The following is a 23,205-nucleotide window of genomic DNA, read 5'->3' on the forward strand; positions in this document are numbered from 1 at the left end:
TGGGCCGGGCGTGGGGCAGGTGTTTGGCCGGGCGCCGCAGTGCTGCGTGTGACGCCGATGACTGTCGAGCCGCCGCACCCATTGGCGTGAGATGCCGCAGCGATGGGCTGCTGGCCAGCCGTTGCGCTCGGACAGTGGCCGAACCATGTGGACAGCCTGTGACCAGGTCGCTGACCAGGGGACATGGGCGACATGGCATCTCGGGAGGCCTCCCGAGCGAACGGCCAGGGCGAGAGAAAGCCGAGCCTGTGGATAACTTCGGATGGCTTGGCGCGAGGCGCGCCAGGATGCTGGGGTGCCCCGTCCGTCCCGCTGCGGCGACCTTCTCGCCAGGCTCACCGAGCTTGGTGGCGTGGCGACGACCGCCGACCTCGTCGCAGCCTCCTCGAAGGCTGCGCTGCGCCGTTGTGTGGCGGACGGTCTGGTGGTGCGCTGCGGGTACGGCGTCTACACGCTGGCAGCCTTCGCCGATCCAGCGCTCGGCGGCGACGCGCCTACCAGGGCGTGGGCGCGGTGGCAGGAAGGCCCCTCGCCCGAAGAGATCGCGGCGCTCACGGCCCGGCATGCCATTGCCCGCGGCCAGGCCGGGGCGCTGTCGCTCCTGTGCGCTGCCGCGCATCACGGGTGGCCGATCTTGCGCGAGCCCACCCAGATCGACATCGCCCTTCCGTTGCACCGCAAGCCGCCCGAGGGCACCGGGCAGGTGCGGCGGTACTGGGCGCGAACCCTGTCGACGACCGAGCTGGCCGACAGTGTCACTGACCCGCTGCGAACAGTCATCGACTGCGCTCGGCGGCTGCCGTTCGGCGAGGCGCTCGCGGTGGCCGATTCGGCCTTGCGGTCCGAAGCGGTCGGAGCGATCGAACTGCGGGCCGCGGGCGCGGCCTTCCGCGGCGTCGGCTCGCGCCAGGTGCGGCGAGTCTGCGACCTCGCGGACGGGCGGGCCGCCAACCCCTTCGAGTCGGCGCTTCGCGCGGTTCATGTCGACGTCCCGGGGTTGACCCCGGTGCCTCAGTTCGAAATCGGCGGCGACGGATTCACGGCCCACACCGATCTTGCCGACGAGCGACTGCATCGTCATAGAGGCCGACAGCTACGCCTTTCACGGTGATCGCGAGCTGTTCGAGAAGACGCAGCGGCGTCAGGTCGAACTCGCCGGCCGCGACTGGATCGTGCTGCCGTACAGCTTCGCCGCGGTGACGCGCGAGCCCGACTGGGTCCGCACCGCCACGCAGGCCGTAGTGCACGCCCGCGTGAGCCGCGGCTACGGGCCGCGAGAAACCAGACGCTTCGTCGCTCGGGCGCGCGGGAGGTAGCGACTCTCGACGCACCGGCGGTCGGCCTGGCCCGCGAACCTCACGTCTGGGTCGGTCGGGGACGCCCCGGCAGGTCGCTCAGATTCCGAACGACCGGTACGGCACGCCCTCCGGGAGGAGGGCTGCGGACCGCTCGTCGGTGACGACGACGAGCCAGTCGGCCGGGCGGGCCTCGGCGAGACACCGGAGCACCCCCGCGTGCAGTCCTTCCTCGGTCTCGGAGCCGAAGACGGTGACCACATCGCCGCTCCCGCTGGCCTCGGCGACCATGAGGTCCTGCGCCGTGTCGAACCACACCGAGTCCGGCGTGTCGGCGCCGTCGTGGGGGAGCAGGTCCATGGTTGTGAAGGTGCTGCGCAGCGTCTCGAGCACGGCCTTGGCTGCGGCTGACCCGCCCACGCCCGGGCCGGCAGCTGTGCTCGCCTCCGGTCCGAGCCTGTCCCACTGATCGCGCGGCACGAGGTGAGCGGTGAAGTGGGTCATCGTCGTCGCTAGACCGGTGTTGATGACGACGAGATCCTCCGCGACCTCGCGCGTGGCCTGCTCGATCTGAGCACCGAGGGTGTCGAGCGGGTCAGTGGACACTTCCAGCCGATGCCGGCCTTCGTGCACGGTGGCGACGACCCAGTCGTGCGGTGAAGGCGGCAGCCGGGTCGTGAATTGGTGCTGCACGAGATGGTGTTCGGTGCCGTCCCGGGCTGGCACCTCCATCGTCGGCGACGAGCCGGGTGAGAGCCCAAAGGTCGCGAACCTAGCGGTGAGTCGCTCGAGGAAGGCGATCAGGCGCGGCTCGGGCCGACCGTACCGATGCTCGGCCCATCTGGCCCGGCGTAGCGCGTCCTCGGGTCCGTCGGCGGCAAGCTCCGGGACGACGACGTATAACGTCCGCGTCGCGTATTCGGGTATTTCGGCATCGGGATACGCGGGCTCCCACCCGTGCGGCACCGCCTCTTCTAGGCCCACGAACGCGACGGCGCCGACCTCTCGGGCGATGCGCGCGGCGATGTCCATCGCGTCAGCGGCGCGGTCGCCGAGGAACTTGCCCGCGCTGACGGTGTCCCCGTTGAACCACCACTCGAGTCGACCGTTGCGGTTCATTTCCGGCAGGTGGGTCTCGATGTCGATGCCCTCGCGAGCCAGGGCCTCCTCGTAACGCTCCGCGAAGCGGGCGATGCGTGGCGTCGGCGCGGCGAGAGGCTCGTCGCCCATCGACGGGTTCTCCCAGCGGTCGTACCAGACCGAGAAGGGTTGGGGCGGGTCGCCCGGATCCCAGATGTCGATGTTGACGCCCATGTGCTTCCCCTGTGTCTGCGGTGCCTCCCACCAGCGTCGCAGACCAGGGCCGCCGGCGGTCTCGGATGGACGCAGGGCGGGGCCCGGAGAGAGCAATTCCGTCAGACGCGGGCGCGCGTAGGCTGCTTGGCGAGCGGCGGCTCCCGTCTCCGATGAGCAGCATCACCCGACCAGAGGACACCCCATGAGTGACACCCCAACACCAGCCACCGCCGTCGAGTACGTCGAGGTGTCGGCCGTGCCGACGGTCGTCGTTCGGGCGCGGGACTACCCGATGGACCAGATGCCCGCCCTCTTCGACTCGACGTTCAGCGCGATGTTCCCGGCGCTTGCGCAGCGCGGCATCGCGCCGGCGGGCCCGCCCTTCTCGTTGCACCACCGGATCCCCGACGCGACGGCCGATCTCGAGGTCGGCATCCCGCTGACCGAGCCGCTCAGCGAACCGATCACCGTCGGCGAGGTCGAACTCACCGCGTCCGAGCTGCCGGCCGGCACCGTCGCGCGGACGTCCTACCGGGGCGGCTACGAGGGTCTCGGCGACGCCTGGGGCGGCTTCATGGGGGCCATCGTGGCCGCAGGCCGGGCGCCGAACTTCCCGTTCTGGGAGGTCTACGTCACCGAACCGCGCCCCGACATGGACCCCGCCACCCTGCAGACCGACCTGGTCACCCTCGTGAGCCCGGCTTCGTGACCCCGACGCGGGTCTGACCGCGCGCATTCTCGGCGGGACGCCCGCAACGTAGCGACTTCTCGACGCACTCGCGACGAGCCCGATTTGCATCACGCCTGGTCAGAGAGTTGGCCCTCTGCCGAGGTAGCACCGCAGTGCGTTGAGAAGTCGCTACGTCCGGCGAGCCCTAGGCGCGGCAGCCGGCGCTGGAGTCGCAGCCGACCCCTGGACCTCACGCAGCGGCAGGGCCATGCTGAGCAGATGCCGCAGCTGCCGAACTTCGGCCCGATTGGGGAACTCGCCGTGAGCGAGTGGATCGGCACGCCCCCGGCACCCACGATGGCTGAGCTGAGGGGGCAGGTCGTCGCGATCGAGGCCTTTCAGATGTTGTGCCCGGGGTGCGTCACCCACGGGTTACCGCAGGCGGCGCGCCTGCAGCGGGACTTCGGGCAAGACATCGTCGTCTTCGGGCTGCACACGGTGTTCGAGCATCACGCGGTCATGGGCGTCGAGGCGCTGCGGGTGTTTCTCGCCGAGTTCCGGACTCCCTTCCCGGTCGCCGTCGATGAGCCACGCGGGGTCGGTCTGCCCGTGACGATGCAGCGCCTCGGGCTCCAGGGCACCCCGACGCTGCTGCTCGTCGACCGCAACGGGGACATCAGGTTCCGTGGCCTGGGCACCGTCGAGGACATCGCGCTCGGGGTCGCGGTCGGCACCCTGATCGGCTCCTGACCGCCGAAGGCCGGTTGAGTCCGGGCAGGAACGGATCAGCCGCCGAGGCGGGCCGAGTCGTCTTCCAGAACGCCCCCGAGGCGACGCTCCAGCTTGTCGCGCCAGCTCTTCGGCAGCTCGGGCGCCGCGAGCAGCGCGCGGATGCCGGGCTCGTCGTCGCGATCGAGATTCATGATCCGGTTGGTCTCGGCCGCGCTGACCCCACCTTCGGGCCGGTCGATCAGCGTCAGGCGGTCGCCCGCGGCGACGGTGCCCTCCACGAGAACCCGCACGTAAAACCCCGTGCGGCCGCTGGCCTGCACTTCTTGCGGCAACTGCCGGCGACCCCAGCGGTCGGCCAGAGTGCGGCACGGACGACGCGGCTGGGTGATCTGCACGGTGGCCGACCCCAGCCGCCACGTGTCGCCGAGCACGACATCGCTCTCAGAGACCCCGGAGACCGTGATGTTCTCGAAGAACCCACCGTCGGGCACGTCGAAGCCGTCGGCCCGCCACCGCGGGTAGTGCTCCGCGCAAAAGAGCAGTACGGCCTTGTCCGGCCCGCCGTGCACCGCCAGATTGCCCTGCTCGTCGCCGGCCAAGCCGAGGCGCCGCAGAGACACCGGCCCGTCGACGCGCTCCTTGGCGGCGGCCGTGACGAATGTGCGACCGTTCCACTCGCGGGTCACTGCGGGCCCGACCCGCACCGCGCGCACGATTCCCTCGGTGGCGCCTGGTTCAGCCGGTGTCTGCCTCACACGTCGAGGCTAGTGCGACCGGCGTGCCGTGCCTGCTGCGGCGTGGCGCTTGGCGTCGTATCGTCGAGTCATGAGCACCGTGCTGCCGCTGCGACAAGGCCGGCCGAAGCGACGGGTGCGACCCGAGCCGTTGTGGCGCGAGGCCGTCGGTGACGTGCTGCGAGAGGAGCGCGCGGAACGCGGCGAGCGGATCGCCGACGTCGCCGCCCGAGCCGGGGTCGCCCCGCAGTACCTGTCCGAGATCGAACGCGGACGTAAGGACCCCTCCTCGGAGGTGCTCGCCGCCGTCTGCGGCGCGCTCGACCTCACGGTGCGGGAAGTGGCCACTCGGGCCAGCGGCACCATGTCGAGGAACTCGGCTGGGACGGTCTGCCTCGCGGCCTGACTCCGACCGCCGGGCTGAAACCGCCGGGGCTGTGACCGCGGGCTCACACCGGCCGGCTCGTGATGATCTCGTCGACGATGCCGTAGTCGAGAGCGCCCTGAGCGGTGAGCACAAGGTCGCGTTGGGTGTCCTCGCGCACCTGCTCGCCGCTGCGGCCAGTGTGCCTGGCGAGGATCTGCTCGAGCATCGTGCGGACGCGTTCGATCTCCTCGGCCTCCAGGATGAGGTCGGGCACAGTCCCCCGTCCCTGCGCGGCCGGGGCGTGGACGACTACCCGGCCGTGGGGCAGGATCGCCCGCTGCCCGGGCGCCCCGCCGGCGAGCAGCACCGCCGCGGTCGAGGCGGCCTGGCCAACGCACGTCGTGCGCACGGCCGGCCTGATGAACTGCATGGCGTCGTAGATCGCCAGCATCGCCGGTATGTCGCCGCCGGGCGAGTTGATGTAGAGCTGCACCGGTTGCTCGGTGCTGTCGGACTCCAGGTGGATGAGCTGGGCGATGATCGCGTTGGCAACCCCGTCGTCGATGCCGGTCCCCAGGTAGACGACCCGGTCGGCCAGCAGTCGGCTGTAGATGTCGACGGTTCGTTCGCCCTGCGCCGTGCGGGTCGTCACGTAGGGGATCGCGTAGCTGCTCATGCCGACGTCCCCAGTCCGACCGGGTGACGGGTGGGCGGCAGGGCTTCTTCGAGAGAGGCGACGATGTGATCGATGAACCCGTACTCGAGGGCTTCTTGCGCGTCGAACCACCGGTCCCGGCGCGAGTCGTGCTCGACCGTCTCGACGCTGCGGCCGGTGTCTGCGGCGACGAGGCCGAGGACGGTGTCGCGGGTGTGGCGCAGGTCGTCGGCCTGGATCGCGATGTCCATGGCGGTGCCGCCGATGCCCGCCGAGCCCTGATGCAGCAGCACCTTGCTGTGCCGCATCGCGAAGCGCTTGCCCCGTGTGCCGGAGCTCAACAGGAATTGGCCTGCGCTGTAGGCCATCCCGAGGTTGACCGTGACGATGTCGTTGGGCACGGCCCGCATGCAGTCGCGGATGGCGAGCATGCCTGGGACCGAGCCGCCGGGGGAGTTGATGAGCAGCCGGATGTCGGCGCGCGGGTCTTGTGCCGACAGCACGATGAGGCTGCTGCACAGGCGGTTGCTGTTCCAGTCCTCCAGGGGTTCGCCGAGCAGAAGCGTGCGCTGCTCGAAGAGTCGTCGGTAGAGGTCCTCGTCGAGGGATCGGCCGGGCGGGGCTTGGTCGTTGCTCATGCCTTCGAGGGTGACCCCGGCGTGGCCGTGGGGTCCGCCGACGCTGCTGTGAGCAGTGCTGCCGTGGGCAGCGCCAGCGTGCGCTTGCCTTCGAGCGCGCTCGAGGTTCTAGCGTTTGGCACATGAACTCCCAAGGTCCCACCATCCCGACCATCGAGCTGGCCGAAGGCTTGACCGTGAGCCGGATCGGCTTCGGTGGCATGGCCCTCTCGCCCGTGTACGGAGGCATCGACGACGCGGCGGCCGAACGCACGCTCGCCGCGACCATCGACGCCGGCATCACCTTCATCGATACCGCGGACGTGTACGGCGCGCCTCGCGACGGGGCGACCGGGCCGGCCGGCACTAACGAAGAACTCGTCGGCCGCGTGTTGCAGGGCCGTCGCGAGCAAGTGCAGCTCGCGACGAAATTCGGCATCACCGGCGCCCTGGGCACGGCGGCGGCGGGCGAGGTCAAACGGGTGCGCGGGGACCGCGACTACGTGCGGGCGGCCTGTGAGGCGTCGCTACGCCGCCTCGGCACCGACGTCATCGACCTCTACTACCTGCACCGTCGGGATCTCGACGTGCCGATCGCGCAGACGGTCGCCGCCATGGCCGAGCTCGTCGCCGAGGGCAAGGTGCGGTATCTGGGCTTGTCGGAGGTGACGGCTGCGGAGCTGCGCGAGGCCGCGGCGGTGCATCCGATCGCCGCGGTGCAGAGCGAGTGGAGCATCTGGAGCCGGGATGTCGAGGCGCACGTCGTGCCCGCGGCGCGCGAGGTCGGGGCCGGCTTCGTGCCCTACTCGCCGCTGGGGCGCGGCTTTCTCACGGGCACTCTCACCAGGGACGACGTGGCCGGTTCGATGCGCGCCGAGCAGCCGAGGTTCGACGCCGGCTTCGAGGCGAATCAGCGCGTCGTCGACGTGATCCGCTCCGTGGCAACCGAACTCGACGCGACCGCCGCGCAGGTTGCGCTCGCCTGGCTCTACGCCCAGGGCCAGCGGCTGGGCCTGCCTGTCGTCCCGATCCCCGGCTCGCGCAACGCCGCCCGCATGGACGAGAACGCCGGCGCCCTCGACCTACGCCTGACCGCCGACCACCTGGCGCGCCTCGACGCCGTGGCCGCCACCGTCAGCGGCGGCCGCAACCTCACCTTCAACGACCCCGGCTGGATCTCCGCAGACCGGGAGTGATGGGTGTGGCAGGCAGCGCAGCGCCACGAGCCCCGCGCTGGGCAAGTGCGGGGCGGATGCCAGGGTTGAGTCAAAGACTTCTCAGGGAGGGTGTTGTGCAGACCGAAGCGACGAATCCGAGCAGTGACGAGCAGGTTCGGGCGGCGGTGCGGGAGCGGTACGCCCAGGCAGCGCGCCGGTCGCTGACGGCGGACGCGGGGGACGGGTGTTGCGGGTCGGCCGGCGGGGCGGGCGTCGATCCCATCACCGCGAACCTCTACGACGAGGAGGCGACCGACCTCGACGCCGCGTTGGCGGCCTCCCTGGGCTGCGGCAATCCCACCGCGCTGGCGCAGCTCAACCCCGGTGAGGACGTGCTTGACCTCGGTTCCGGCGGAGGCATCGACGTGTTGCTTTCCGCCCGGCGGGTCGCCCCCGACGGCACCGCCTACGGCCTCGACATGACCGACGACATGCTCGAGCTCGCCCGCCGCAACCAGGCGCAGGCCGGGATCGTGAACGCCACCTTTGTCAAGGGGCACATCGAGGACGTGCCGCTGCCCGATGCGGCCGTCGACGTCGTCATCTCCAACTGCGTCATCAACCTCTCCCCGGACAAGGGCGCCGTGCTGCGCGAGGCCTTCCGCGTGCTGCGCCCCGGCGGTCGGTTCGCGGTCTCCGACGTCGTCTTGCTGCGCGAGATCCCCGCCGAACTTCGCTCGGTCGTCGGCCTGTGGACCGGCTGCATCTCCGGCGCCCTGCGCGACACCGAGTACCTCGGCAAGCTCGCCGACGTCGGCTTCGAGCAAGCCTCCGTCCAGGTCACCCGCGAGTACGCCCGGGAAGACCTGGAGGCGATGGCCGAGCAGATGAGCCGCGACCAGTTGCCCGCGGGGATGGAGCTGCCGCAGGTCGTCGACGCCCTCGAGGGCGCGTTCGCCTCGGCCTTCGTGCGCGCCGCCAAACCCGCTCGCTGACCCGATCGCCCTCCCCGCCCGCCGGCACAAGGCCCACGTCGTGGGCGCCAGTGGACGGGCAGCCGCGCCTCAGCAGCAGCGGGCCGACCCGATGGAGGCGCCCAGGTAGTCGCGCGCGACGTCGAGCACCTCGGGTGCCACGGTGTAGTGCGCCCAGCGGCCGCGCTGCTCGCGCGTGATGATGCCGGCGGCGACGAGCTTCTTGAGGTGGTGGCTCAGGGTCGGCTGGCTGATGCCGAGCTCGTCGGGCAGGTGGCAGGCGCACACTGTGCCCCCCTGGGCGGAGGCCAGATAGCCCACGAGGCGCACCCGGGTCGGGTCGGCGAGCGCCTTGAAGAGGTCGGCCAGGCAGGCCGCTTGTGCGGGCGCCATGAGCGGGGCTCCGCCAGTGGCGCAGCAGTCGTCCGGCGCAGCAGCGACAGACTCGGTCGAGGCGGCGGTCGTTGTCATCACCCCACCTTAGAGTCCATATTGACAATCATCAATGCGAGGCGGCAGGCTTCATATCGACAAACGTCGATGAGAGGATGCCATGCCCACCGCCGCGGATCACGCGCAGACGCCCGTCGCCGCCAAACTCTCTACCCTCGACCGGTTTCTGCCGGTGTGGATCCTCGCAGCGATGGTCGCCGGGCTGCTCCTGGGCCGGATGGTGCCGGGACTCTCGGGCGCGCTGTCCGCCGTCGAGATCGACGGGGTCTCGTTGCCGATCGCCATCGGCCTGCTCGTCATGATGTACCCGGTGCTGGCCAAGGTGCGCTACGACCGCCTCGACACCGTGACCCACGACAGACCCCTGCTCATCAGCTCGCTGGTGCTCAACTGGATCGTCGGCCCGGCCCTGATGTTTGCCCTGGCGTGGATCTTCCTGCCCGACCTGCCCGAGTACCGCACCGGCCTGATCATCGTGGGCCTGGCGCGGTGCATCGCGATGGTCATCATCTGGAACGACCTCGCGTGCGGAGACCGGGAGGCAGCGGCCGTGCTCGTCGCGCTGAACTCGGTCTTCCAGGTCATCGCCTTCGCCGCCCTCGGCTGGTTCTACCTGGAGGTGCTGCCGGGCTGGCTCGGCCTGCCGACCGCCGACCTCGACGTCTCCGCCTGGCAGATCGCCAAGTCCGTCCTCGTCTTCCTCGGGATACCGTTGCTAGCCGGCTACCTGTCGCGCCGAATCGGCGAAAAGCGTTGGGGCCGCGCCGCGTACGAGCGCTCCTTCTTGCCGCGGGTCGGTCCGTGGGCGCTGTACGGGCTGCTCTTCACGATCGTCCTGCTGTTCGCCCTGCAGGGTGAGCAGATCACCAGCCGCCCGCTCGACGTCGCCCGGATCGCCGTGCCGCTGCTCATCTACTTCGCCCTGCAGTGGGGGGTGGGCTACCTGGTCGGTAAGGCGCTGAAGATGAGCTACGAGCGCACGACGACGCTCGCGTTCACCGCCGCCGGCAACAACTTCGAACTCGCCATCGCCGTCGCCATCGCGACGTTCGGCGTCACCTCCGGGCAAGCCCTGGCCGGCGTCGTCGGCCCCCTCATCGAGGTGCCCGTGCTCGTCGGCCTCGTCTACGTCTCCCTCGCGCTGCGCAAGAACTACCCCCACCAACTCACTGAGGAGGAGCGGTCATGACCCGACCGTCCGTGCTGTTCGTCTGCGTCAAAAACGGCGGCAAGTCCCAGATGGCCGCGGCGCTGCTGCGTCAGGCGGCGGGTGACGCCATCGAGGTGCACTCCGCCGGAACCACGCCCGGCGCCGGGATCAACGAGTTGTCCCGCCAGGTCATCGAGGAGGCCGGCGGGTCGATGGCCGGCGAGTCGACCAAGCCCATCGACCCCGAGCTACTTGTCCGCGTGGACCGCGTCATCGTGCTCGGATCGGAGGCGGTGGTCGAACCCGTCGCAGGCATGCGCGGCTCGATCGAGACGTGGGAGACCGACGAGCCGTCCGCCCGCGGCATCGAGGGCGTCGAGCGGATGCGGCTCGTGCGCGACGACATCCGGACCCGCGTCGCTGCCCTGCTGGCTGGAGTCGGCGCCCCCGCCCAGCCGGATACGCACTAGAGCGATCCGCGACCTTATCGTCAGCCTCGGCCTTCAGCCCCGCAGCTAGACCCCGAGGGGCAGACTGTCGCCAAGGGTAGTGCCTGGGATATGGACAAGAAGGGTGGCGTGGCCAGATCGCCCGGCGGCTGGTCGGTATCAGGAGAGCGAGGCCCGGTGTAGGCGCAGGCCGGTGACTCGTGCCACGTTCGCCAGGTCGCGATCCCAGGCAAGGACCTCGTGGCCGCCTCGCAGCGCAACGGAGACGATCATGCAGTCGATGAGGCCGCGAGGCGTGATTCCGGCCCGCCGGCACGCTCGATAGGTCGTCACTGCGGCGTTGAAGTCGGCGGCAGCATCGAAGCGCGCGAGATGGAAGCGATGCAGGAGGCGGCGCAGCTCCGTCTCCCTGAACGCCGTGCGTGCCCCGGCGCACACCTCCATGACGATCGGTTCGGTGACAGCGATTGGGCCCTGGTCGGCGATGAGGCCGGTCAACGCCTCGTCCACGGTGCTACCTGTGGCGCGATCGAACTCGACCCAAGCGGACGTGTCGACGAGGATCACGCGACCTCGGCGGGCGAGCGGTCGACCGGCGCGGTGTCGATGGGAACGGTGCCGATGGCGTTGGCGCCGCGCATGGCCAGGGCCTCTTCGCGGGACATCGGATCACCGGCGAGGTGACGCAGCGCGAGGTCGACGGCCTCGGTTTTCGTTCGCACTCCGAAGCGCTCGATGATCACATCGATGTAGTCGTTCTCAATTTCGATGTTCGTGCGCGTCCGAGCCATACACGTACTTTACACGTCGAGGGCTGCCGCAAGGAGTGATCGACGGCTGGCCCGTCCGATTTTCCGGCCGGCACCCAGGACGTAGCGGATTCTTGACGTACCCGCGAGCGGCCCGATTTATGAATGGGCAGGTCACAGGCTTTCAGCTGGCGGCGGCTGCCGCCGCGGTACGTCGAGAATCCGCTACGTACGGCCGGATCATCACCTGGCCGGGCCTCGAGAACGCGCCGGGGCACGTTCCTGCTCCCGCGCTTGCGGGTGCTCGGCCTCGTATCTGTGACGTGACGATGTCGCAGGGCGCGGCCAGAGCCTGGACGACGGACCCCCGGCAAACCGTCGTAGGTGATCAGAGGCGATCATGAACCCCACTCGCTCATCCCCGACCTGGAAATCCCGCCGGCAAACTTGGAAACTGCCGCCGGCTGACCTGGACTTTCCCGCCGGGTGGCGTGCCGTCAGGTCCAGGCGATGGCGCGGATGGGGGAGCCGTCGGCGCCGGCGAAGGGGAGTGGCATCAGGCTCACCTGCACGCGCGGCGGGAGGTCGGTCAGGCCGCTCAGATTCTCGACGATGACGCCGTCGGCGCCCAGTACCGCGGCGTGCGCGGCGAAGTCGACCTCGGCACCAGGCAGGGAAGTCTCGTCGGGGCTGAGGGTGTCGACGCCCAGCACCCGCATCCCGCGGGCCTGCAACCCGACGACGAGCTGAGCATCGAGCCACGGATGGGCCAGGTAGTGGGGCTCCCCGAAGGACTTGTCCCAACCGGTTGCGACAAACACGATCGACGGCACGACCGGAGGCACGCCGGCCAACGCCTCAACGCCGACGCGCTGACGCGGAGCAAGGCCGGGCACCGCCAGCACGATCGCCTCGCCGCACAACTCCGCCACCGACAAGGCGTCGACGGTCCGCCCGCCCACAACCGTGTGGCTCGGCGCATCGAGGTGGGAGCCGGAGTGGGTGCCGCACGACACCGCGGTGACCTCCACCCCATCCCGCGCAAGAGTCAGCGACGGCGCCAACCGCACCGGCGGATCGCCGGGGTAGACCTGCATGCCCGTGCGGATCGGATGCGTCAGATCCCACACGCTCATCGGGCCCGCCGCACGCGCGCCTCGTCCCAGACCGGCTCGGCCGACTCCTGCACCCGCCCGTCGCTGCCGAACACGAGAAACCGATCGAAGCCGCGGGCGAACCAGCGGTCGTGGGTGACGGCGAGCACCGTTCCCTCGAAGGCGGCCAAACCCTCCTCCAGCGCCTCGGCCGAGTGCAGGTCGAGGTTGTCGGTCGGCTCGTCGAGCAGCAGCAGCGTCGCCCCCGACAGCTCGAGCATGAGGATCTGGAAGCGCGCCTGCTGCCCGCCGCTGAGTGAGTCGAAGGTCTGCTCGCCAGATCGCGCCAGCCCGTACCGGTCGAGCACCCGGGCAGCCTCCTCGCGGGTGCGCCCCGCTCGATGCTCGTCGCCCCGGTGCAGGATCTCCAGCAGCGTCCGCCCGGAGTAGGTGTGGTGCTACTGCGTCTGCGCGAACCACCCCGGCCGCACCCGCGACCCCAGCTTCGCGATCCCGGTGTGCCGCACCGCCGGCGGTGCCACCTCGCCGACGGGGCGGTGCTCGACCTCCGGATCGGAGCCGCCCGCAGCCAGCAACCGCAGGAAGTGCGACTTGCCTGACCCGTTCGAGCCGAGCACGCCGACCCGCTCCCCGTACCAGACCTCGCAGTCGAAGGGCCGCATCAGCGAATCCGCGCCGTTCTCCTCCGGTGCGAGCAGCTCGAGGTCGGTGCAGGTGACGGCCCGTTTGGCGGTGCGTCCACCGCTCAGGCGCATCCGCACGTTCTGCTCGACGCTGACCTTCTCCGGCGGTCCCGCCTCCTCGAACTTGCGCAGCCGCGTCTGCGCCGCCTGATACCGCGAGGCCAGGCCGTCGTTGTACGCCGCCTTCTGCTTGTACATGAGCACGAGCTTGCGCAGCTTGGCCAGCTCCTCCTCCCAGCGGCGCAGCCGCTGCTCGAGGTCGGCGTTGCGGGCCTGCCGCGCCTCGTGCCAGGTGGCGAACGACCCCGGATGCATCCACGCGCCGGCCCCGCTCGCGCCCGGCTCCAGCGTGATGACCCGGTCGGTGGCGGCGCTGAGCAGCTCGCGGTCGTGGCTGACGAGCAACACGGTTTTGTCGGTGTCGCGCAGGCGCGCCTCGAGCCAGCGCTTGCCGGGCACGTCGAGGTAGTTGTCCGGCTCGTCGAGCAGCAGCACCTCTTCGGGCCCCTGCAACAGCGCCTCGAGCACGAGCCGCTTCTGCTCACCGCCGGACAGCGTTGCGGCGCGCCGGTATTGCGCCTGTTCGAAGCCGATGCCGAGGGCGGCCATGGTCACCGTGTCCCACACCGTCTCGTACTCGTAGCCGCCGAAGTCGCCCCAGTCGGCGAGGGCCTGCGCGTACGCCATCTGCGCAGGCACGTCGTCGACCTCCATGATCGCCAGCTCGGCGTCGTCGACCGCCCGCGCGGCCTTGGCGATGCGCTCCGGCGCGACGGCGATGAGCAGGTCCCGCACGGTCGAGTCGTCGCGCACCGAGCCGATGAACTGGCGCATGACGCCCAGGCCGCCGGAGCGGGTCACGGCGCCGCCGTGCGCGTCGAGGTCGCCGGCGATGATCCGCAGCAGCGTCGTCTTGCCCGAACCGTTGGGGCCGACGAGGGCCACGACCGCGCCGTCGCCGACGCGAAAGCTCACCTCGTCCAGCAGCGGCCGACCGTCGGGAAGCGCGTACGAGATCTGATTGACGTCGATATGGCCCACGGGGGGCCACGATCCCAGATTCGCCCCGCCGACGCGAAGGCCTTTACGCGCCACGCGGCGGGGCGCGGCGGGGCGTGGCGGGGCGCTACTCCGCGGAGATCTCGCTGACCTGCCCGTCGGTGACGTGCCAGCGCCGCGTCAGCCGGACGGTCTCGAGCATGCGGCGGTCGTGCGTGACGAGCAGGATCGTGCCGTCGAAGGAGTCCAGCGCCTGCTCCAGCTGCTCGATCGCGGGCAGGTCGAGGTGGTTGGTCGGCTCGTCGAGCACCAAGAGGTTGACGCCGCGGGCCTGCAGCAACGCCAGCGCGGCGCGGGTGCGTTCGCCGGGGGAGAGGGTGTGCGCCGGGCGGGTGACGTGGTCGCCGGCGAGGCCGAACTTGGCGAGCAGTGTGCGCACGTCGGCATCCGACCAGTCGGGCAGCAGCTCGCCGAACACCCGGGCCAGGGCCGCATCGGAGGCGGTGGTGCCGGGTTCGAGCGCCGGGTCGAGGGCTGCTCGCGCCTGGTCGATCTCGCCGATCACCACGCGGGAGCCGAGCGACACGGCCCCCGATTCCGGCTCCAGGCGGCCGAGCAGCAGCGCCAGCAGCGTCGACTTGCCGGAGCCGTTCGGCCCGGTGATCGCCACCCGATCGCGCAGGTCGAGCTGCAGGTCGAGGGGGCCGAGGGTGAACTCACCACGCCGCGCCACGGCTGCACGGGCGGTCGCCACGACCTCCCCGGAGCGCGGCGCCGCAGCGATCGAGAACTGCAGCTGCCATTCCTTGCGCGGCTCGTCGACCACGTCGAGCCGCTCGAGCAGCCGGTCGGTCTGGCGCGCCTTGGCGGCCTGCTTCTCCGATGTGGCGACCTTGTGGTGCCTGATGAACTTGTCCTTCTCCTTGCGTTTGGCCGCGCGTGTGTTTGCCGCCCGCACACCCTTGTCCATCCACGCCCGCTGCATGCGAGCCCGGGACTCCAGGGCGCTCTTGCGCTGCGCGTACTCCTCGTAGGCTTCGCGTGCGTGGCGTCGGGTGATCGAGCGCTCCTCCAGGTAGGCGTCGTAGCCGCCGCCGTAGGTGGTGACGCGCTGCAGGCTGCGGTCGATCTCGACGACGGTCGTCACGGTGCGGGAGAGGAATTCGCGGTCGTGGCTGACGAGCACGACCGGCGCGTCGAGTTCGTCGATGAACTCCTCCAGGAGAGCGAGGCCTTCGACGTCGAGGTCGTTCGTCGGCTCGTCGAGCAGGTAGGCGTCGAACCGCGACAGCAGCAGCCCGGCCAGCCCCACGCGGGCCGCCTGCCCCCCGGAGAGGGAGGCGGTGGGTCGATCGAGGTCGACGGTGAGCCCGAGGCGCGCGGCGACCAGCTCAAGGCGCTCGTCGAAGTCGGCGCCGCCCAGGTGCAGCCAGGCCTCGAGCGCCTGGGTGTACCGCTCGTCGGCACCCGCAGCGCCGTCGGCCAACGCCTGGGCTGCCGCCTCCATGGCCTCGTGGGCGGCGAAAACCCCGGTCCGTCGGGCGAGTTGCTGCGCGATCGTCTCGGCCCCGCGGTCTGGCTCCTGCGCGAGAAACCCCAGTTGCGCTTCGGTGGGGGAGACGCTCACCCGCCCGGAGTCCGGGGCGCGCAGCCCGGCCAGGATGCGCAGCAGCGTCGACTTACCGGCACCGTTCGGACCGACCAGCCCCACGACGTCGCCGGGTGCGACGACGAGCTCAAGTCCGGAGAACAGCTCCCGGTCCCCGTGCCCCGCCCCCACCTGGTCTGCCTGGATCGTCGCGCTCATGCGACCTAGTGTGCCGGGGCCCGCTTCGCGGGCCCGGCGGGGCCGTCGATGCAGCGGGCTGCGGGCAGCGGGCGCGGCCCGGTCAGGCTGCAGGCGGGTCTACAGTCGAGTCCTCAGTCGGGTTCAGCGGCGGGCGGCCACGAGCGGGGAAACCCGGTGGGCAGGCTCCCGGGCGCCACGGGTCGGTGTTCGGCGGCGGCGTGCACCCGGCCGTCCCGGCGCACGATGGCGCCGGCGTCGAGCATCGAGGTGAGCAGCTCGCCAGCCAGGTCTTCGGGGGTGCGGCGCAGCAACCGCGCCCCGTCGACGAGCCACTGCCGCGCCACCAGGTACGCCTCGACCTCCGCCTCCGGGATGCCGCCGCGAATCATCAGCGCGTAGCCGAAGATCCGCCGCGCCCCGTACCAGACCGCGCCGTCGGGGTCGTCGACCAGCCGCTGCGCGCGGCGCTGTGCCGCGGCGAGGGTCGCGGAGGCGTCGGGTGGGATCGGCCCGTGCGCGGGCAGAATGACACGGGGCGCCAGGTCGACCAGGCGAAGCACAGAATTGTGTGCGGTAATGCCCGCCTCGGGACCGTCGAGCGCGAGGTTGACCCAGCCGACATCAGTGAGCGACAGCGCATCTCCGACCGCGAGCAGCCGAGCCTCCGGCTCCCAGAGGCACAGGTGCCCCGGGGTGTGCCCGGGCGTGGCCACGACCTGCCAGTCTCTGTCACCAAGCCGCAGCACCTGGCCGTCGGAGAGCGACTCCTCGACCGTATAGGGCGCCACGGGCTGGTCCAGGTACTCCGACAGGCAGCAGCCGGGGTCGCGCCGGTTGACCGCGTCGGCCTCCGGTGCCCCCGCAGCGATGCGGGCGCCGACGGCCTGCAACGCCCCGTTGCCACCCACGTGGTCCGAATGCCAGTGCGTGTTGACCACGAGGTCGACCCGGCCGGCCTGCCCCGTCGCCCAGGCGACGGTGTCCTGGGCGTGTGCGACGAATCCGCTGTCGACCAGGGCGGGTTCGCGACCGAGCAGCAGCATCAGGTTGGCGTCGGGAAACGGCCGCTGCTGCCAGACCACGTCGGTCGGCAGTCGGGGGTCGGGCGGCGGGGCACCGTTCGGGCTCATCGCTCTCCTCGGGTCACTCGGCACGCTCGGGTCGGACGGGGGTCACTCCGGGCGTGAGGACAGGACATCATGCGGCGGCCGGCCCCGCGGGGCGAGACCTGTGCGCCCCACACTGGACCCATGAGCGACGAGCAGGGAATCGGGGAGCGGGTGCTCCAGGCGGCCCTCGCGCAGGCGAAGGCGACGTTCGGGGATCGGCTCGTGGCGGCCTATCGGCTGGGCTCGTTGGCCCACGGGGGCTTCAGTCCGCAGGTCAGCGACGTCGACCTCGGGCTGATTCTGGGCACCCTGGAGCCCGGCGATGCGGCGGCGTCGGCGGCGATCGGGGCGCACGTAGCGGCCGACATCGATGCGCCCAGCGCGCGACGCGTGTCGATCTTCTACTCGACGTGGCCCGACCTGCGGCACGGCACTGGCGCCGGCCGCTTTCCGCTCGTCGACCAGCTCGACCTTCGCCGCGATGGCCAACTCTTGTGTGGGGTCGATGGCCGGGAGGGGGTGCCGCGTCCGACTCCCGACGACCTGGTCGTCGAGGGGGCCCGGTTCATCGTCGACCGCCTCACCGATCCCGCGCGGGACGCGCTCCTGACCGACCCGCGGGCCTTGGTGGCCGCCGGGGTGCGGGAGGCGAGCAAGGCGGTGCTCTTTCCCGTGCGCTTCCTCGTCACGGTCGAGACCGGGCAGGTCGCGGCCAACCCGCAGGCGGCCGCGCACATCGCGGCCACCCGCACCGGGCCCGTCGCCGACGTCACGCAGGCTGCGCTTTGCTGGCGCGAGCGGGGCCTGCGCGACCCCGACGACGCCGCCGCCCTGCTCGCCGCGGGACTGCCCCCGCTCTACGCGCAACTGGCCGCCGGGTACGACGCCCGCCTGACCCAGCTCGGGCACCCGCACCTCGCGCAGGCGATCACGGCCTGGGTGACTCGGCTCTGGCCTGCCTCGACCGATCGGTGACCTCAGCGCCGGTGCGGGCCGGCGATCACCCGGCGGGGCATTCGGCGACCGGAGGCACGGTCGCGATCGCATGCTCGGACCGCTCGTCGAGCAGCAACGGGATGAGACCGCGCATCGGCTGCCCCAGCGGCACCCAGCCACCCGCCTCCACCTTGACCCCGTGCAGATCGAGGGTGTCGCCGAGCTGACGCACCTGCTGGGCCGAGAGTCGGTAGCCGCACATCGGGTTCGGCTCGACCTCCGCCGGCAGCGTCGGGATCATGTCGTCCTGCCCGCCGAAGTAGATGACGCCGGCACGCTCGGCGCCCAGCCGCGTCGCGGTGGTCTGCGCGTTCTCGATCGTCTTGGCGATCTCCGCGCCCTTCTCCAGCACCATCTCGGCGCTGCCGAGCGCGCTCTCGTACTGCACCGCGACCCGCCGCCGATTCGTCAGGGGCTCGTCGCCCTTCTCGGCGTCGGTCACCGGCAGGCGGCCTCGGTGAGCTGCCCGACGATGTGCCGCAGGCCCGAGTAGTTGCGCAGGATCCGAGCCTGGCCGTCGCCGGCCACCTGCCGGAACGGGCGACCCTCCTTGTTGAGGTGCCCGTAGATGGCATTGGTCATCCCGGCCGCGACGATGCGGGCGCCGGTGTAGTCCAGCACCATCGACTTGCCGAGGGCGTGCACACCGTCGTCGACATTGCGGTTGCGCGGCCACAGGGTCGTGGCCTGGGCGTCGTAGAACTCCCGCGGCGCGTACTCGTGCAGGTCGTTGAGCACGTCCGGCTGCCAGTCCCGGATCAACGTGGCCAGCACCCGCCCCTCGGAGGTCGCCAACTCCAGGAAGTCTCGGTTGACGTCGACATTGGCCCCGTTCTGGCGGGTGTCGGCGATCCAGCCGTCGGGGTTGATGTTGACGAACAGTACGGTCGTCTGCCGCAGGAATCGCTCGACCCGGGCGTCCCGGCTCGTCGCCAGGTCACGCCCGAAGGTCATGCAGGCCTCGCGACCGGACGGCTCGTCGCCGTGGATCGAGCAGTTGTAGAGGATGACCGATCCGTTCGCCGCGGCGGACTGCGAACGCGGTGCGGGGGCCCCGATGGCGATGAGGTCGATCGGTCGGTCCTGCCCGGAGCGGCCCACTTCGGTGATGCGGACCCGGTCGTTATCGGCGTCGAGGGCGCGCCAGAAGCCTTGCCATTGCTCGAAGGTGCTCCACTGCGCCCCGTTGCTGGTCTCGAAGGGGGTGCGCGGCGTGGCCGCGGCCGACCCCCGTGCCGCGCCGGCGTCGGTCAGCGCATCGCCAAGGGTCGTGGCAGCGGGGGCCGAGGGCGGCGTCGGTCGCGGTGATTCGGGGGCGGAGGGGGCGGCCGCGGCGGCTCCCATGGGGATCGCGGTGGCCAGGCCGGCGACCAGGGCGAGGAGAGTCGTGCGTCGTTGCATGGAAAGCTCCTGTGCTCGAGGTCTCCCGTTTCTATCGGATATTTCAGGCATTCAGCGGCTGAAAGAGCCTGCGAATAAAGGAGGTTCACTATCTGGACGAAGGCGGGCGGCATGCGTCTCTGCGGCGACGGCACCGGAGCGCGGCGCGCCTACCATGGTGAGGTGGCGTCGTTACGGGTAGTGCTCGCGGAGGACAGCGCGCTGTTCCGCGAAGGGGTGCGGGCCCTGTTGGACTCGCATCCGGCCATCGCCGACGTGCGCGAGGCGGCGTCGTTACCGCAGGTTCTGGAGCTCATCGGGGCCGACGCACCGGATGTCGTCATCACCGACATCCGGATGCCGCCGAATCACCGCGACGAGGGCATCCAACTGGCCGCGATGCTGCGCGACACCCACCCGAGCGTCGGGGTCGTCGTGCTCTCGCAGTACGCCGATGCCGAGCTGGCCGTCGCGCTCATGAACGCCGGCAGCGGGGGGCGTGGCTATCTGCTGAAGGAGCGGGTGTCCGACGTCGAGCACCTCGTCGCCGCGCTGTTCGACGTCGTAGCCGGTGGGTCCGCGATCGACAGCGAGATCATCGACGAGCTCATGGGCCGCGACGGACGCACCGCCTCCTCGCCGTTGGAACGACTGACCCCGCGGGAGAGTGAGGTGTTGGCCCTCATCGCGACCGGCGCCTCCAACAACGCCATCGCCAAGACGCTGGTGGTCACCCCGCGCGCCGTCGAGAAGCACATCAACTCGATCTTCGCCAAGCTCGACCTGCCGGTCGGCGACGACACGCACCGCCGTGTGGCGGCGGTGCTGCTGCACCTCTCTGGTGGTGCGGGCACCATGTCTGCGTGAGGGCCCGCATGTCACCATCGAACATCATGGGGGCAGCATCGGGGGACTTGCGTGTCGTCGTCGCTGACGACCAGGCGGCTTTCCGCGAGGTCGCTTGCGGAGTCGTGGGCGAGGCGACCGGGCTACGGCTCGTCGGGTGTGTCGACCGCGTCAGCGCCGTGCCCGCGGTCGTCGCCGCGGAGCGCGCCGACGCGTTGCTGCTCGACGTGCGCATGCCGGGCGAGGACTCGTTGGCGATGGCCGCGCAGCTTCGGCGCGCCCGGCCGCACCTGCGGATCCTGCTCGTCTCCGCCGACAGCGTCGAAGACATCCCGGACGACGTGTTCGACCTGGGCATCGGCTTCCTGGCCAAGGACGAGCTGGAGCCGGACACTCTGCTGGCCGCCCTGCACCTCGGCCAGGGTTGCCCCCGCGCGACGGGCTCTGGATGACGACGGGTGCCGGATGACCGGCGGTTCCGGGGCGGCGCGCCGGCTGCAGCGGGTGCTGCGCGCCAACCAGGTGGGCCTCTGGGGCTCGGTGCTGGTGCTCGTCGTCCTGCGCCTGACTCTCACCGCCGACACCGGGCTGACCGTGGGTGTGCTCATGCTGACGGCCGGCGGTGTCGCGCTGCTGGTAGCCGAGTACTGGGTTCGGCGTGGGCGGCTCGCGCTGGTGGCCGTCCTGATCGTCGTCGCCAACTGGATCCCGGCAGTCGGGGTGGCTTACGCGACCCCGTTCATCACGCCGGTCGGGTTGTTCGCTCTGCTCGTGCCGGTGGTCCTGCTCCTGGACTACCTGTCTCCGCGCGTGCTGACTCGGGTCGCCATGGGCACGGTGCTGGCGACGGCGACCCTGGCCGGGGTCGGCGAGTGGCGGCGGACGCAGGCGACGGCCGCTATGACGGCCCCGACGATAACGATCCCGCTCGTCGTCCTCTTCGTCTTCGGGGTGGTCGGGGTGCTCAGCGCGGGCCTTGTGCAGCACACCCGTCGGCTCACCGAGCAGGCCGAGGCGCTGAGGTTGTCCCGCAGCCGGTTGGCCTCGGCCGCGGATGATGCCCGGCGCGGCATCGAGCGGGACCTGCATGACGGGGCCCAGCAACGGCTCTCGACCCTCTCGGTGCGCTTGGGTCGCGCCCGGCGGCTGCTGCCGGGCGAGCCGACCCAGGCAGAGCAGGTGTTGACCGCCGCCCAGGAGGAGTTGCACGAGGCGATCAAGGAGTTGCGCGACCTCGCGCACGGCATCTACCCGATGCTGCTGGAACAACGCGGGCTGGCCCAGGCGTTGGCGGCGGCCGCCCGTCGCGCCACCCGGCCCTGCTCGGTCGAGGCGCCAGGGTTGGCTCGCTATCCGGCCGCGGTGGAGAACGCGGTGTACTTCTGCTGCCTGGAGGCGATCCACAACGCCGACCGGCACTCCGGCGCCACCGCGATCACCCTGCGGCTGCGGCACGACGACGACGCCCTGGCCTTCACCGTCAGCGACGACGGATCGGGCTTCGACGCCCTGGCCGTGACGTCCCGTGGCCTGACCGGCATGGTCGACCGAATCCGGGCCGCCGGCGGCACGTTGAGCATCGACTCCACGCCCGGAGTCGGCACCGTCGTGGCGGGGCGCCTTCCCGCAGTTGTTCTGCCGCCCAGTTGAGTCGAGGGCTCCGGCCGCTTGGTCGCGCCGGCCGGCAGACCTGGGTGGTGCTGTCACCACCAATGGTTGGGGGGTTCACCTGGTGTTTACGTAGGGCCCCGATCGCTGAAACTGAGGTAGAGCACGAAACGGCGAGACGGTCCGAGCGCTTGGGGGAGCGGGATCGGCGAGCCGGCAGAGTCCGAATCGATCAGTGGGCGGTTCGGGCCCGATTGCGGGACCCGTGGGGACGAGGTCTGCCAGTGGAGGGTGGAAGCTAGGGGAGCTTCCACCCTCCAGTCATGTTCGGATGCGGCCCGCGGAGTCGTCCGCGAAGCTGGAGGCGTGCTTTTTGCCCCCGCTCCTGAAACTGCGACGGCCGGGCCGGGCGTCCCGCATCGTGCGGCCCCCGGCGGTCGGTTGTCTCGCCGCCTGCGCCGGGGCCGCCTCAGCGTGGTCGCCGGGGTGCTCAGCGCTGTGCTCGCAGCGTGCGGGGCGCCTGGTGAATCGGTTACGGGGGAGCCGGATCCGACGCCGGTCGCGCCGAGCCCGGTGGCGGTCGGCAGTGCGAGCCACGAGGTCGTCGCGGGCGGGTTGACCCGCAGCTACCGCGTGTACCGGCCGCAGCAGGTGGCCGACCCGGCGCCGCTCGTCTTCGTCTTCCATGGCCATGGCGGATCGGCCGCCGGCATCGAGCGGCACACCGGCTGGAACGAGTGGGCCGACCGACAGGGCGCGCTGATCGTCTACCCCGAGGGCGTGCAGGCCGGCTTCAACGCCGGTAATTGTTGCGGGGTGGCGCAGGCCCAGCAGGTGGACGACGTCGCCGCCACGCTGGCGACCATCGACGCCGTCGGAGCGGCCGTGCCGGTGGACCCCGCCCGCATCTACAGCACCGGCTTCTCCAACGGCGCCAGCATGTCGTACCGGTTGGGCTGCGAGACCGACCGGTTCGCCGCGATCGGCCCGGTCGCCGGCATCCAGTACGTGCCGTGCGAATCGCCGTCGAACACCTCCGTGCTGCACCTGCACGGGCTCGCCGACGCAACCGTGCCTCCCGCGGGACAGACCCGCTTCGACGGCACGGTGGTGCGCCCGCTGGAGGAGGTCGTCGCCCAATGGCGCAGTGGCCTGCGGTGTGCGCCGGCCACCGTCACCCTCGTCGACACCGACGAGGGTGACCTGCGGACCATCGCTGCCAGCTGCCCCGGCGGACGGGACGTCACGCTCATCACGTTGGAGCGGCTCGGGCACACGTGGCCGCTGGCCGCCGACGGCCTGGACGCCACCGCGCGCGTCTCGCAGTTCTTCGAAGAACACCGACGCTGAACGGACCGTGCGCTGAGCACTGCTGTCGCGGC

The 23,205-nt window shown here is 71.0% G+C and carries 26 protein-coding genes and 1 pseudogene; 14 read left to right on the plus strand and 13 right to left on the minus strand.

Going from position 1 to position 23,205, the window contains the following annotated elements:
* Positions 1-295: 295 nt before the first annotated feature.
* Positions 296-1,111, plus strand: a complete 816-nt coding sequence (locus KILIM_RS22245) for a hypothetical protein (protein ID WP_006592280.1) — start codon at positions 296-298, stop codon at positions 1,109-1,111.
* On the plus strand, positions 1,056-1,316 hold the full coding sequence (locus KILIM_RS08650) for a putative endonuclease domain-containing protein (protein ID WP_006592281.1): 261 nt from the start codon (positions 1,056-1,058) through the stop codon (positions 1,314-1,316). The genes KILIM_RS22245 and KILIM_RS08650 overlap by 56 nt, the downstream gene beginning before the upstream one ends.
* Positions 1,317-1,394: 78 nt before the next feature.
* On the opposite strand, the gene KILIM_RS08655 is transcribed toward KILIM_RS08650, so the two are convergent.
* The gene (locus KILIM_RS08655) at positions 1,395-2,609 is read right to left on the minus strand and encodes a hypothetical protein (RefSeq protein WP_040562748.1); all 1,215 of its coding nucleotides are present in this window, start codon (positions 2,607-2,609) and stop codon (positions 1,395-1,397) included.
* Positions 2,610-2,793: 184 nt separating this feature from the next.
* Between KILIM_RS08655 and KILIM_RS08660 the strand changes: the two genes are divergently transcribed.
* Together KILIM_RS08660 and KILIM_RS08665 are read left to right on the plus strand one after the other, a co-directional pair.
* A complete protein-coding gene (locus KILIM_RS08660) occupies positions 2,794-3,300 on the plus strand; it encodes a GyrI-like domain-containing protein (RefSeq protein ID WP_006592283.1) in 507 nt (168 codons plus the stop codon).
* A gap of 240 nt (positions 3,301-3,540) precedes the next feature.
* Positions 3,541-4,011, plus strand: a complete 471-nt coding sequence (locus KILIM_RS08665; protein WP_006592284.1) for a peroxiredoxin family protein — start codon at positions 3,541-3,543, stop codon at positions 4,009-4,011.
* Between the two features lie 35 nt (positions 4,012-4,046).
* Here the strand turns inward: KILIM_RS08665 and KILIM_RS08670 are convergent, their stop codons facing one another.
* A complete protein-coding gene (locus KILIM_RS08670; protein WP_255247628.1) occupies positions 4,047-4,748 on the minus strand; it encodes an MOSC domain-containing protein in 702 nt (233 codons plus the stop codon).
* 70 nt (positions 4,749-4,818) lie between these two features.
* Between KILIM_RS08670 and KILIM_RS08675 the strand changes: the two genes are divergently transcribed.
* A complete protein-coding gene (locus KILIM_RS08675; protein WP_006592286.1) occupies positions 4,819-5,133 on the plus strand; it encodes a helix-turn-helix domain-containing protein in 315 nt (104 codons plus the stop codon).
* Between the two features lie 43 nt (positions 5,134-5,176).
* On the opposite strand, the gene KILIM_RS08680 is transcribed toward KILIM_RS08675, so the two are convergent.
* Positions 5,177-5,770, minus strand: a complete 594-nt coding sequence (locus tag KILIM_RS08680; protein ID WP_006592287.1) for a ClpP family protease — start codon at positions 5,768-5,770, stop codon at positions 5,177-5,179.
* Complete coding sequence (locus KILIM_RS08685; protein WP_006592288.1) at positions 5,767-6,387, minus strand: ClpP family protease; 621 nt, start codon at positions 6,385-6,387, stop codon at positions 5,767-5,769. The genes KILIM_RS08680 and KILIM_RS08685 overlap by 4 nt, the downstream gene beginning before the upstream one ends.
* A gap of 122 nt (positions 6,388-6,509) precedes the next feature.
* On the opposite strand from KILIM_RS08685, the gene KILIM_RS08690 reads away from it, so the two are divergent.
* Entirely contained in the window at positions 6,510-7,562 is a 1,053-nt protein-coding gene (locus KILIM_RS08690) for an aldo/keto reductase (RefSeq protein ID WP_006592289.1), read from the plus strand.
* A gap of 95 nt (positions 7,563-7,657) precedes the next feature.
* The gene (gene arsM, locus KILIM_RS08695) at positions 7,658-8,518 is read left to right on the plus strand and encodes an arsenite methyltransferase (protein WP_006592290.1); all 861 of its coding nucleotides are present in this window, start codon (positions 7,658-7,660) and stop codon (positions 8,516-8,518) included.
* Between the two features lie 69 nt (positions 8,519-8,587).
* Here the strand turns inward: arsM and KILIM_RS08700 are convergent, their stop codons facing one another.
* Positions 8,588-8,968, minus strand: coding sequence for an ArsR/SmtB family transcription factor (locus tag KILIM_RS08700; RefSeq protein WP_006592291.1), 381 nt, complete (start codon positions 8,966-8,968; stop codon positions 8,588-8,590).
* 82 nt (positions 8,969-9,050) lie between these two features.
* On the opposite strand from KILIM_RS08700, the gene arsB reads away from it, so the two are divergent.
* Positions 9,051-10,139: an ACR3 family arsenite efflux transporter gene (arsB, locus tag KILIM_RS08705; RefSeq protein WP_006592292.1), complete on the plus strand. Its 1,089-nt coding sequence runs from the start codon at positions 9,051-9,053 to the stop codon at positions 10,137-10,139.
* Positions 10,136-10,570, plus strand: coding sequence for an arsenate-mycothiol transferase ArsC (locus KILIM_RS08710; RefSeq protein WP_006592293.1), 435 nt, complete (start codon positions 10,136-10,138; stop codon positions 10,568-10,570). The genes arsB and KILIM_RS08710 overlap by 4 nt, the downstream gene beginning before the upstream one ends.
* 138 nt (positions 10,571-10,708) lie before the next feature.
* Here KILIM_RS08710 and vapC read toward each other — a convergent pair whose 3' ends face one another.
* The 6 genes and pseudogenes from vapC to KILIM_RS08740 form a co-directional block, all read right to left on the minus strand.
* Positions 10,709-11,116 carry a type II toxin-antitoxin system VapC family toxin gene (vapC, locus tag KILIM_RS08715; RefSeq protein WP_006592294.1) on the minus strand — a complete coding sequence of 136 codons (408 nt, stop codon included), beginning with the start codon at positions 11,114-11,116 and terminating at the stop codon, positions 10,709-10,711.
* Positions 11,113-11,340 (minus strand): type II toxin-antitoxin system VapB family antitoxin, encoded by a 228-nt coding sequence (locus KILIM_RS08720; RefSeq protein WP_006592295.1) that lies wholly within the window; start codon positions 11,338-11,340, stop codon positions 11,113-11,115. The genes vapC and KILIM_RS08720 overlap by 4 nt, the downstream gene beginning before the upstream one ends.
* 455 nt (positions 11,341-11,795) lie before the next feature.
* Positions 11,796-12,434, minus strand: a complete 639-nt coding sequence (locus KILIM_RS08725; protein WP_006592296.1) for a cyclase family protein — start codon at positions 12,432-12,434, stop codon at positions 11,796-11,798.
* A pseudogene (locus tag KILIM_RS08730) lies at positions 12,431-14,137 on the minus strand (ABC-F family ATP-binding cassette domain-containing protein). The gene KILIM_RS08725 and the pseudogene KILIM_RS08730 overlap by 4 nt, the downstream one beginning before the upstream one ends.
* An 85-nt stretch (positions 14,138-14,222) precedes the next feature.
* Positions 14,223-15,902, minus strand: coding sequence for an ABC-F family ATP-binding cassette domain-containing protein (locus tag KILIM_RS08735; protein WP_006592299.1), 1,680 nt, complete (start codon positions 15,900-15,902; stop codon positions 14,223-14,225).
* Between the two features lie 113 nt (positions 15,903-16,015).
* Positions 16,016-17,014 (minus strand): MBL fold metallo-hydrolase, encoded by a 999-nt coding sequence (locus tag KILIM_RS08740; RefSeq protein ID WP_006592300.1) that lies wholly within the window; start codon positions 17,012-17,014, stop codon positions 16,016-16,018.
* Positions 17,015-17,134: 120 nt separating this feature from the next.
* Here KILIM_RS08740 and KILIM_RS08745 point away from each other — a divergent pair, with 120 nt between their 5' ends.
* Positions 17,135-17,968, plus strand: coding sequence for a hypothetical protein (locus KILIM_RS08745; protein ID WP_051988709.1), 834 nt, complete (start codon positions 17,135-17,137; stop codon positions 17,966-17,968).
* A gap of 25 nt (positions 17,969-17,993) precedes the next feature.
* On the opposite strand, the gene KILIM_RS22250 is transcribed toward KILIM_RS08745, so the two are convergent.
* Both KILIM_RS22250 and KILIM_RS22255 read right to left on the minus strand, forming a co-directional pair.
* Positions 17,994-18,431 (minus strand): hypothetical protein, encoded by a 438-nt coding sequence (locus KILIM_RS22250; RefSeq protein ID WP_006592302.1) that lies wholly within the window; start codon positions 18,429-18,431, stop codon positions 17,994-17,996.
* A complete protein-coding gene (locus KILIM_RS22255; RefSeq protein ID WP_006592303.1) occupies positions 18,428-19,390 on the minus strand; it encodes a M14 family zinc carboxypeptidase in 963 nt (320 codons plus the stop codon). The genes KILIM_RS22250 and KILIM_RS22255 overlap by 4 nt, the downstream gene beginning before the upstream one ends.
* A gap of 111 nt (positions 19,391-19,501) precedes the next feature.
* On the opposite strand from KILIM_RS22255, the gene KILIM_RS08755 reads away from it, so the two are divergent.
* The 4 genes from KILIM_RS08755 to KILIM_RS08770 all read left to right on the plus strand — a co-directional run bounded on the left by KILIM_RS08755 (position 19,502) and on the right by KILIM_RS08770 (position 23,173).
* Positions 19,502-20,236, plus strand: a complete 735-nt coding sequence (locus KILIM_RS08755; RefSeq protein WP_006592304.1) for a response regulator transcription factor — start codon at positions 19,502-19,504, stop codon at positions 20,234-20,236.
* A gap of 26 nt (positions 20,237-20,262) precedes the next feature.
* On the plus strand, positions 20,263-20,667 hold the full coding sequence (locus tag KILIM_RS22260) for a response regulator (RefSeq protein WP_157551603.1): 405 nt from the start codon (positions 20,263-20,265) through the stop codon (positions 20,665-20,667).
* Positions 20,668-20,680: 13 nt separating this feature from the next.
* Complete coding sequence (locus KILIM_RS22265; RefSeq protein ID WP_006592306.1) at positions 20,681-21,865, plus strand: sensor histidine kinase; 1,185 nt, start codon at positions 20,681-20,683, stop codon at positions 21,863-21,865.
* Positions 21,866-22,396: 531 nt separating this feature from the next.
* On the plus strand, positions 22,397-23,173 hold the full coding sequence (locus KILIM_RS08770) for a CE1 family esterase (protein WP_051988711.1): 777 nt from the start codon (positions 22,397-22,399) through the stop codon (positions 23,171-23,173).
* The last annotated feature ends 32 nt before the right edge of the window (positions 23,174-23,205 follow it).

The sequence above is a fragment of the Kineosphaera limosa NBRC 100340 genome (assembly GCF_000298215.1).
Lineage (GTDB): Bacteria > Actinomycetota > Actinomycetes > Actinomycetales > Dermatophilaceae > Kineosphaera > Kineosphaera limosa.

Excerpts from the sequence above, each read along its gene's own strand:
- KILIM_RS08655 (WP_040562748.1), bottom strand. The coding sequence starts at position 2,609 with ATGGGCGTCAACATCGACATCTGGGATCCGGGCGACCCGCCCCAACCC.
- KILIM_RS08660 (WP_006592283.1), top strand. The coding sequence starts at position 2,794 with ATGAGTGACACCCCAACACCAGCCACCGCCGTCGAGTACGTCGAGGTG.
- KILIM_RS08665 (WP_006592284.1), top strand. The coding sequence starts at position 3,541 with ATGCCGCAGCTGCCGAACTTCGGCCCGATTGGGGAACTCGCCGTGAGC.
- KILIM_RS08675 (WP_006592286.1), top strand. The coding sequence starts at position 4,819 with ATGAGCACCGTGCTGCCGCTGCGACAAGGCCGGCCGAAGCGACGGGTG.
- KILIM_RS08680 (WP_006592287.1), bottom strand. The coding sequence starts at position 5,770 with ATGAGCAGCTACGCGATCCCCTACGTGACGACCCGCACGGCGCAGGGC.
- KILIM_RS08685 (WP_006592288.1), bottom strand. The coding sequence starts at position 6,387 with ATGAGCAACGACCAAGCCCCGCCCGGCCGATCCCTCGACGAGGACCTC.
- KILIM_RS08690 (WP_006592289.1), top strand. The coding sequence starts at position 6,510 with ATGAACTCCCAAGGTCCCACCATCCCGACCATCGAGCTGGCCGAAGGC.
- KILIM_RS08700 (WP_006592291.1), bottom strand. The coding sequence starts at position 8,968 with ATGACAACGACCGCCGCCTCGACCGAGTCTGTCGCTGCTGCGCCGGAC.
- arsB (WP_006592292.1), top strand. The coding sequence starts at position 9,051 with ATGCCCACCGCCGCGGATCACGCGCAGACGCCCGTCGCCGCCAAACTC.
- KILIM_RS08710 (WP_006592293.1), top strand. The coding sequence starts at position 10,136 with ATGACCCGACCGTCCGTGCTGTTCGTCTGCGTCAAAAACGGCGGCAAG.
- KILIM_RS08720 (WP_006592295.1), bottom strand. The coding sequence starts at position 11,340 with ATGGCTCGGACGCGCACGAACATCGAAATTGAGAACGACTACATCGAT.
- KILIM_RS08725 (WP_006592296.1), bottom strand. The coding sequence starts at position 12,434 with ATGAGCGTGTGGGATCTGACGCATCCGATCCGCACGGGCATGCAGGTC.
- KILIM_RS08735 (WP_006592299.1), bottom strand. The coding sequence starts at position 15,902 with ATGAGCGCGACGATCCAGGCAGACCAGGTGGGGGCGGGGCACGGGGAC.
- KILIM_RS08740 (WP_006592300.1), bottom strand. The coding sequence starts at position 17,014 with ATGAGCCCGAACGGTGCCCCGCCGCCCGACCCCCGACTGCCGACCGAC.
- KILIM_RS08745 (WP_051988709.1), top strand. The coding sequence starts at position 17,135 with ATGAGCGACGAGCAGGGAATCGGGGAGCGGGTGCTCCAGGCGGCCCTC.
- KILIM_RS22255 (WP_006592303.1), bottom strand. The coding sequence starts at position 19,390 with ATGCAACGACGCACGACTCTCCTCGCCCTGGTCGCCGGCCTGGCCACC.
- KILIM_RS08755 (WP_006592304.1), top strand. The coding sequence starts at position 19,502 with ATGCGTCTCTGCGGCGACGGCACCGGAGCGCGGCGCGCCTACCATGGT.
- KILIM_RS22260 (WP_157551603.1), top strand. The coding sequence starts at position 20,263 with ATGGGGGCAGCATCGGGGGACTTGCGTGTCGTCGTCGCTGACGACCAG.
- KILIM_RS22265 (WP_006592306.1), top strand. The coding sequence starts at position 20,681 with ATGACCGGCGGTTCCGGGGCGGCGCGCCGGCTGCAGCGGGTGCTGCGC.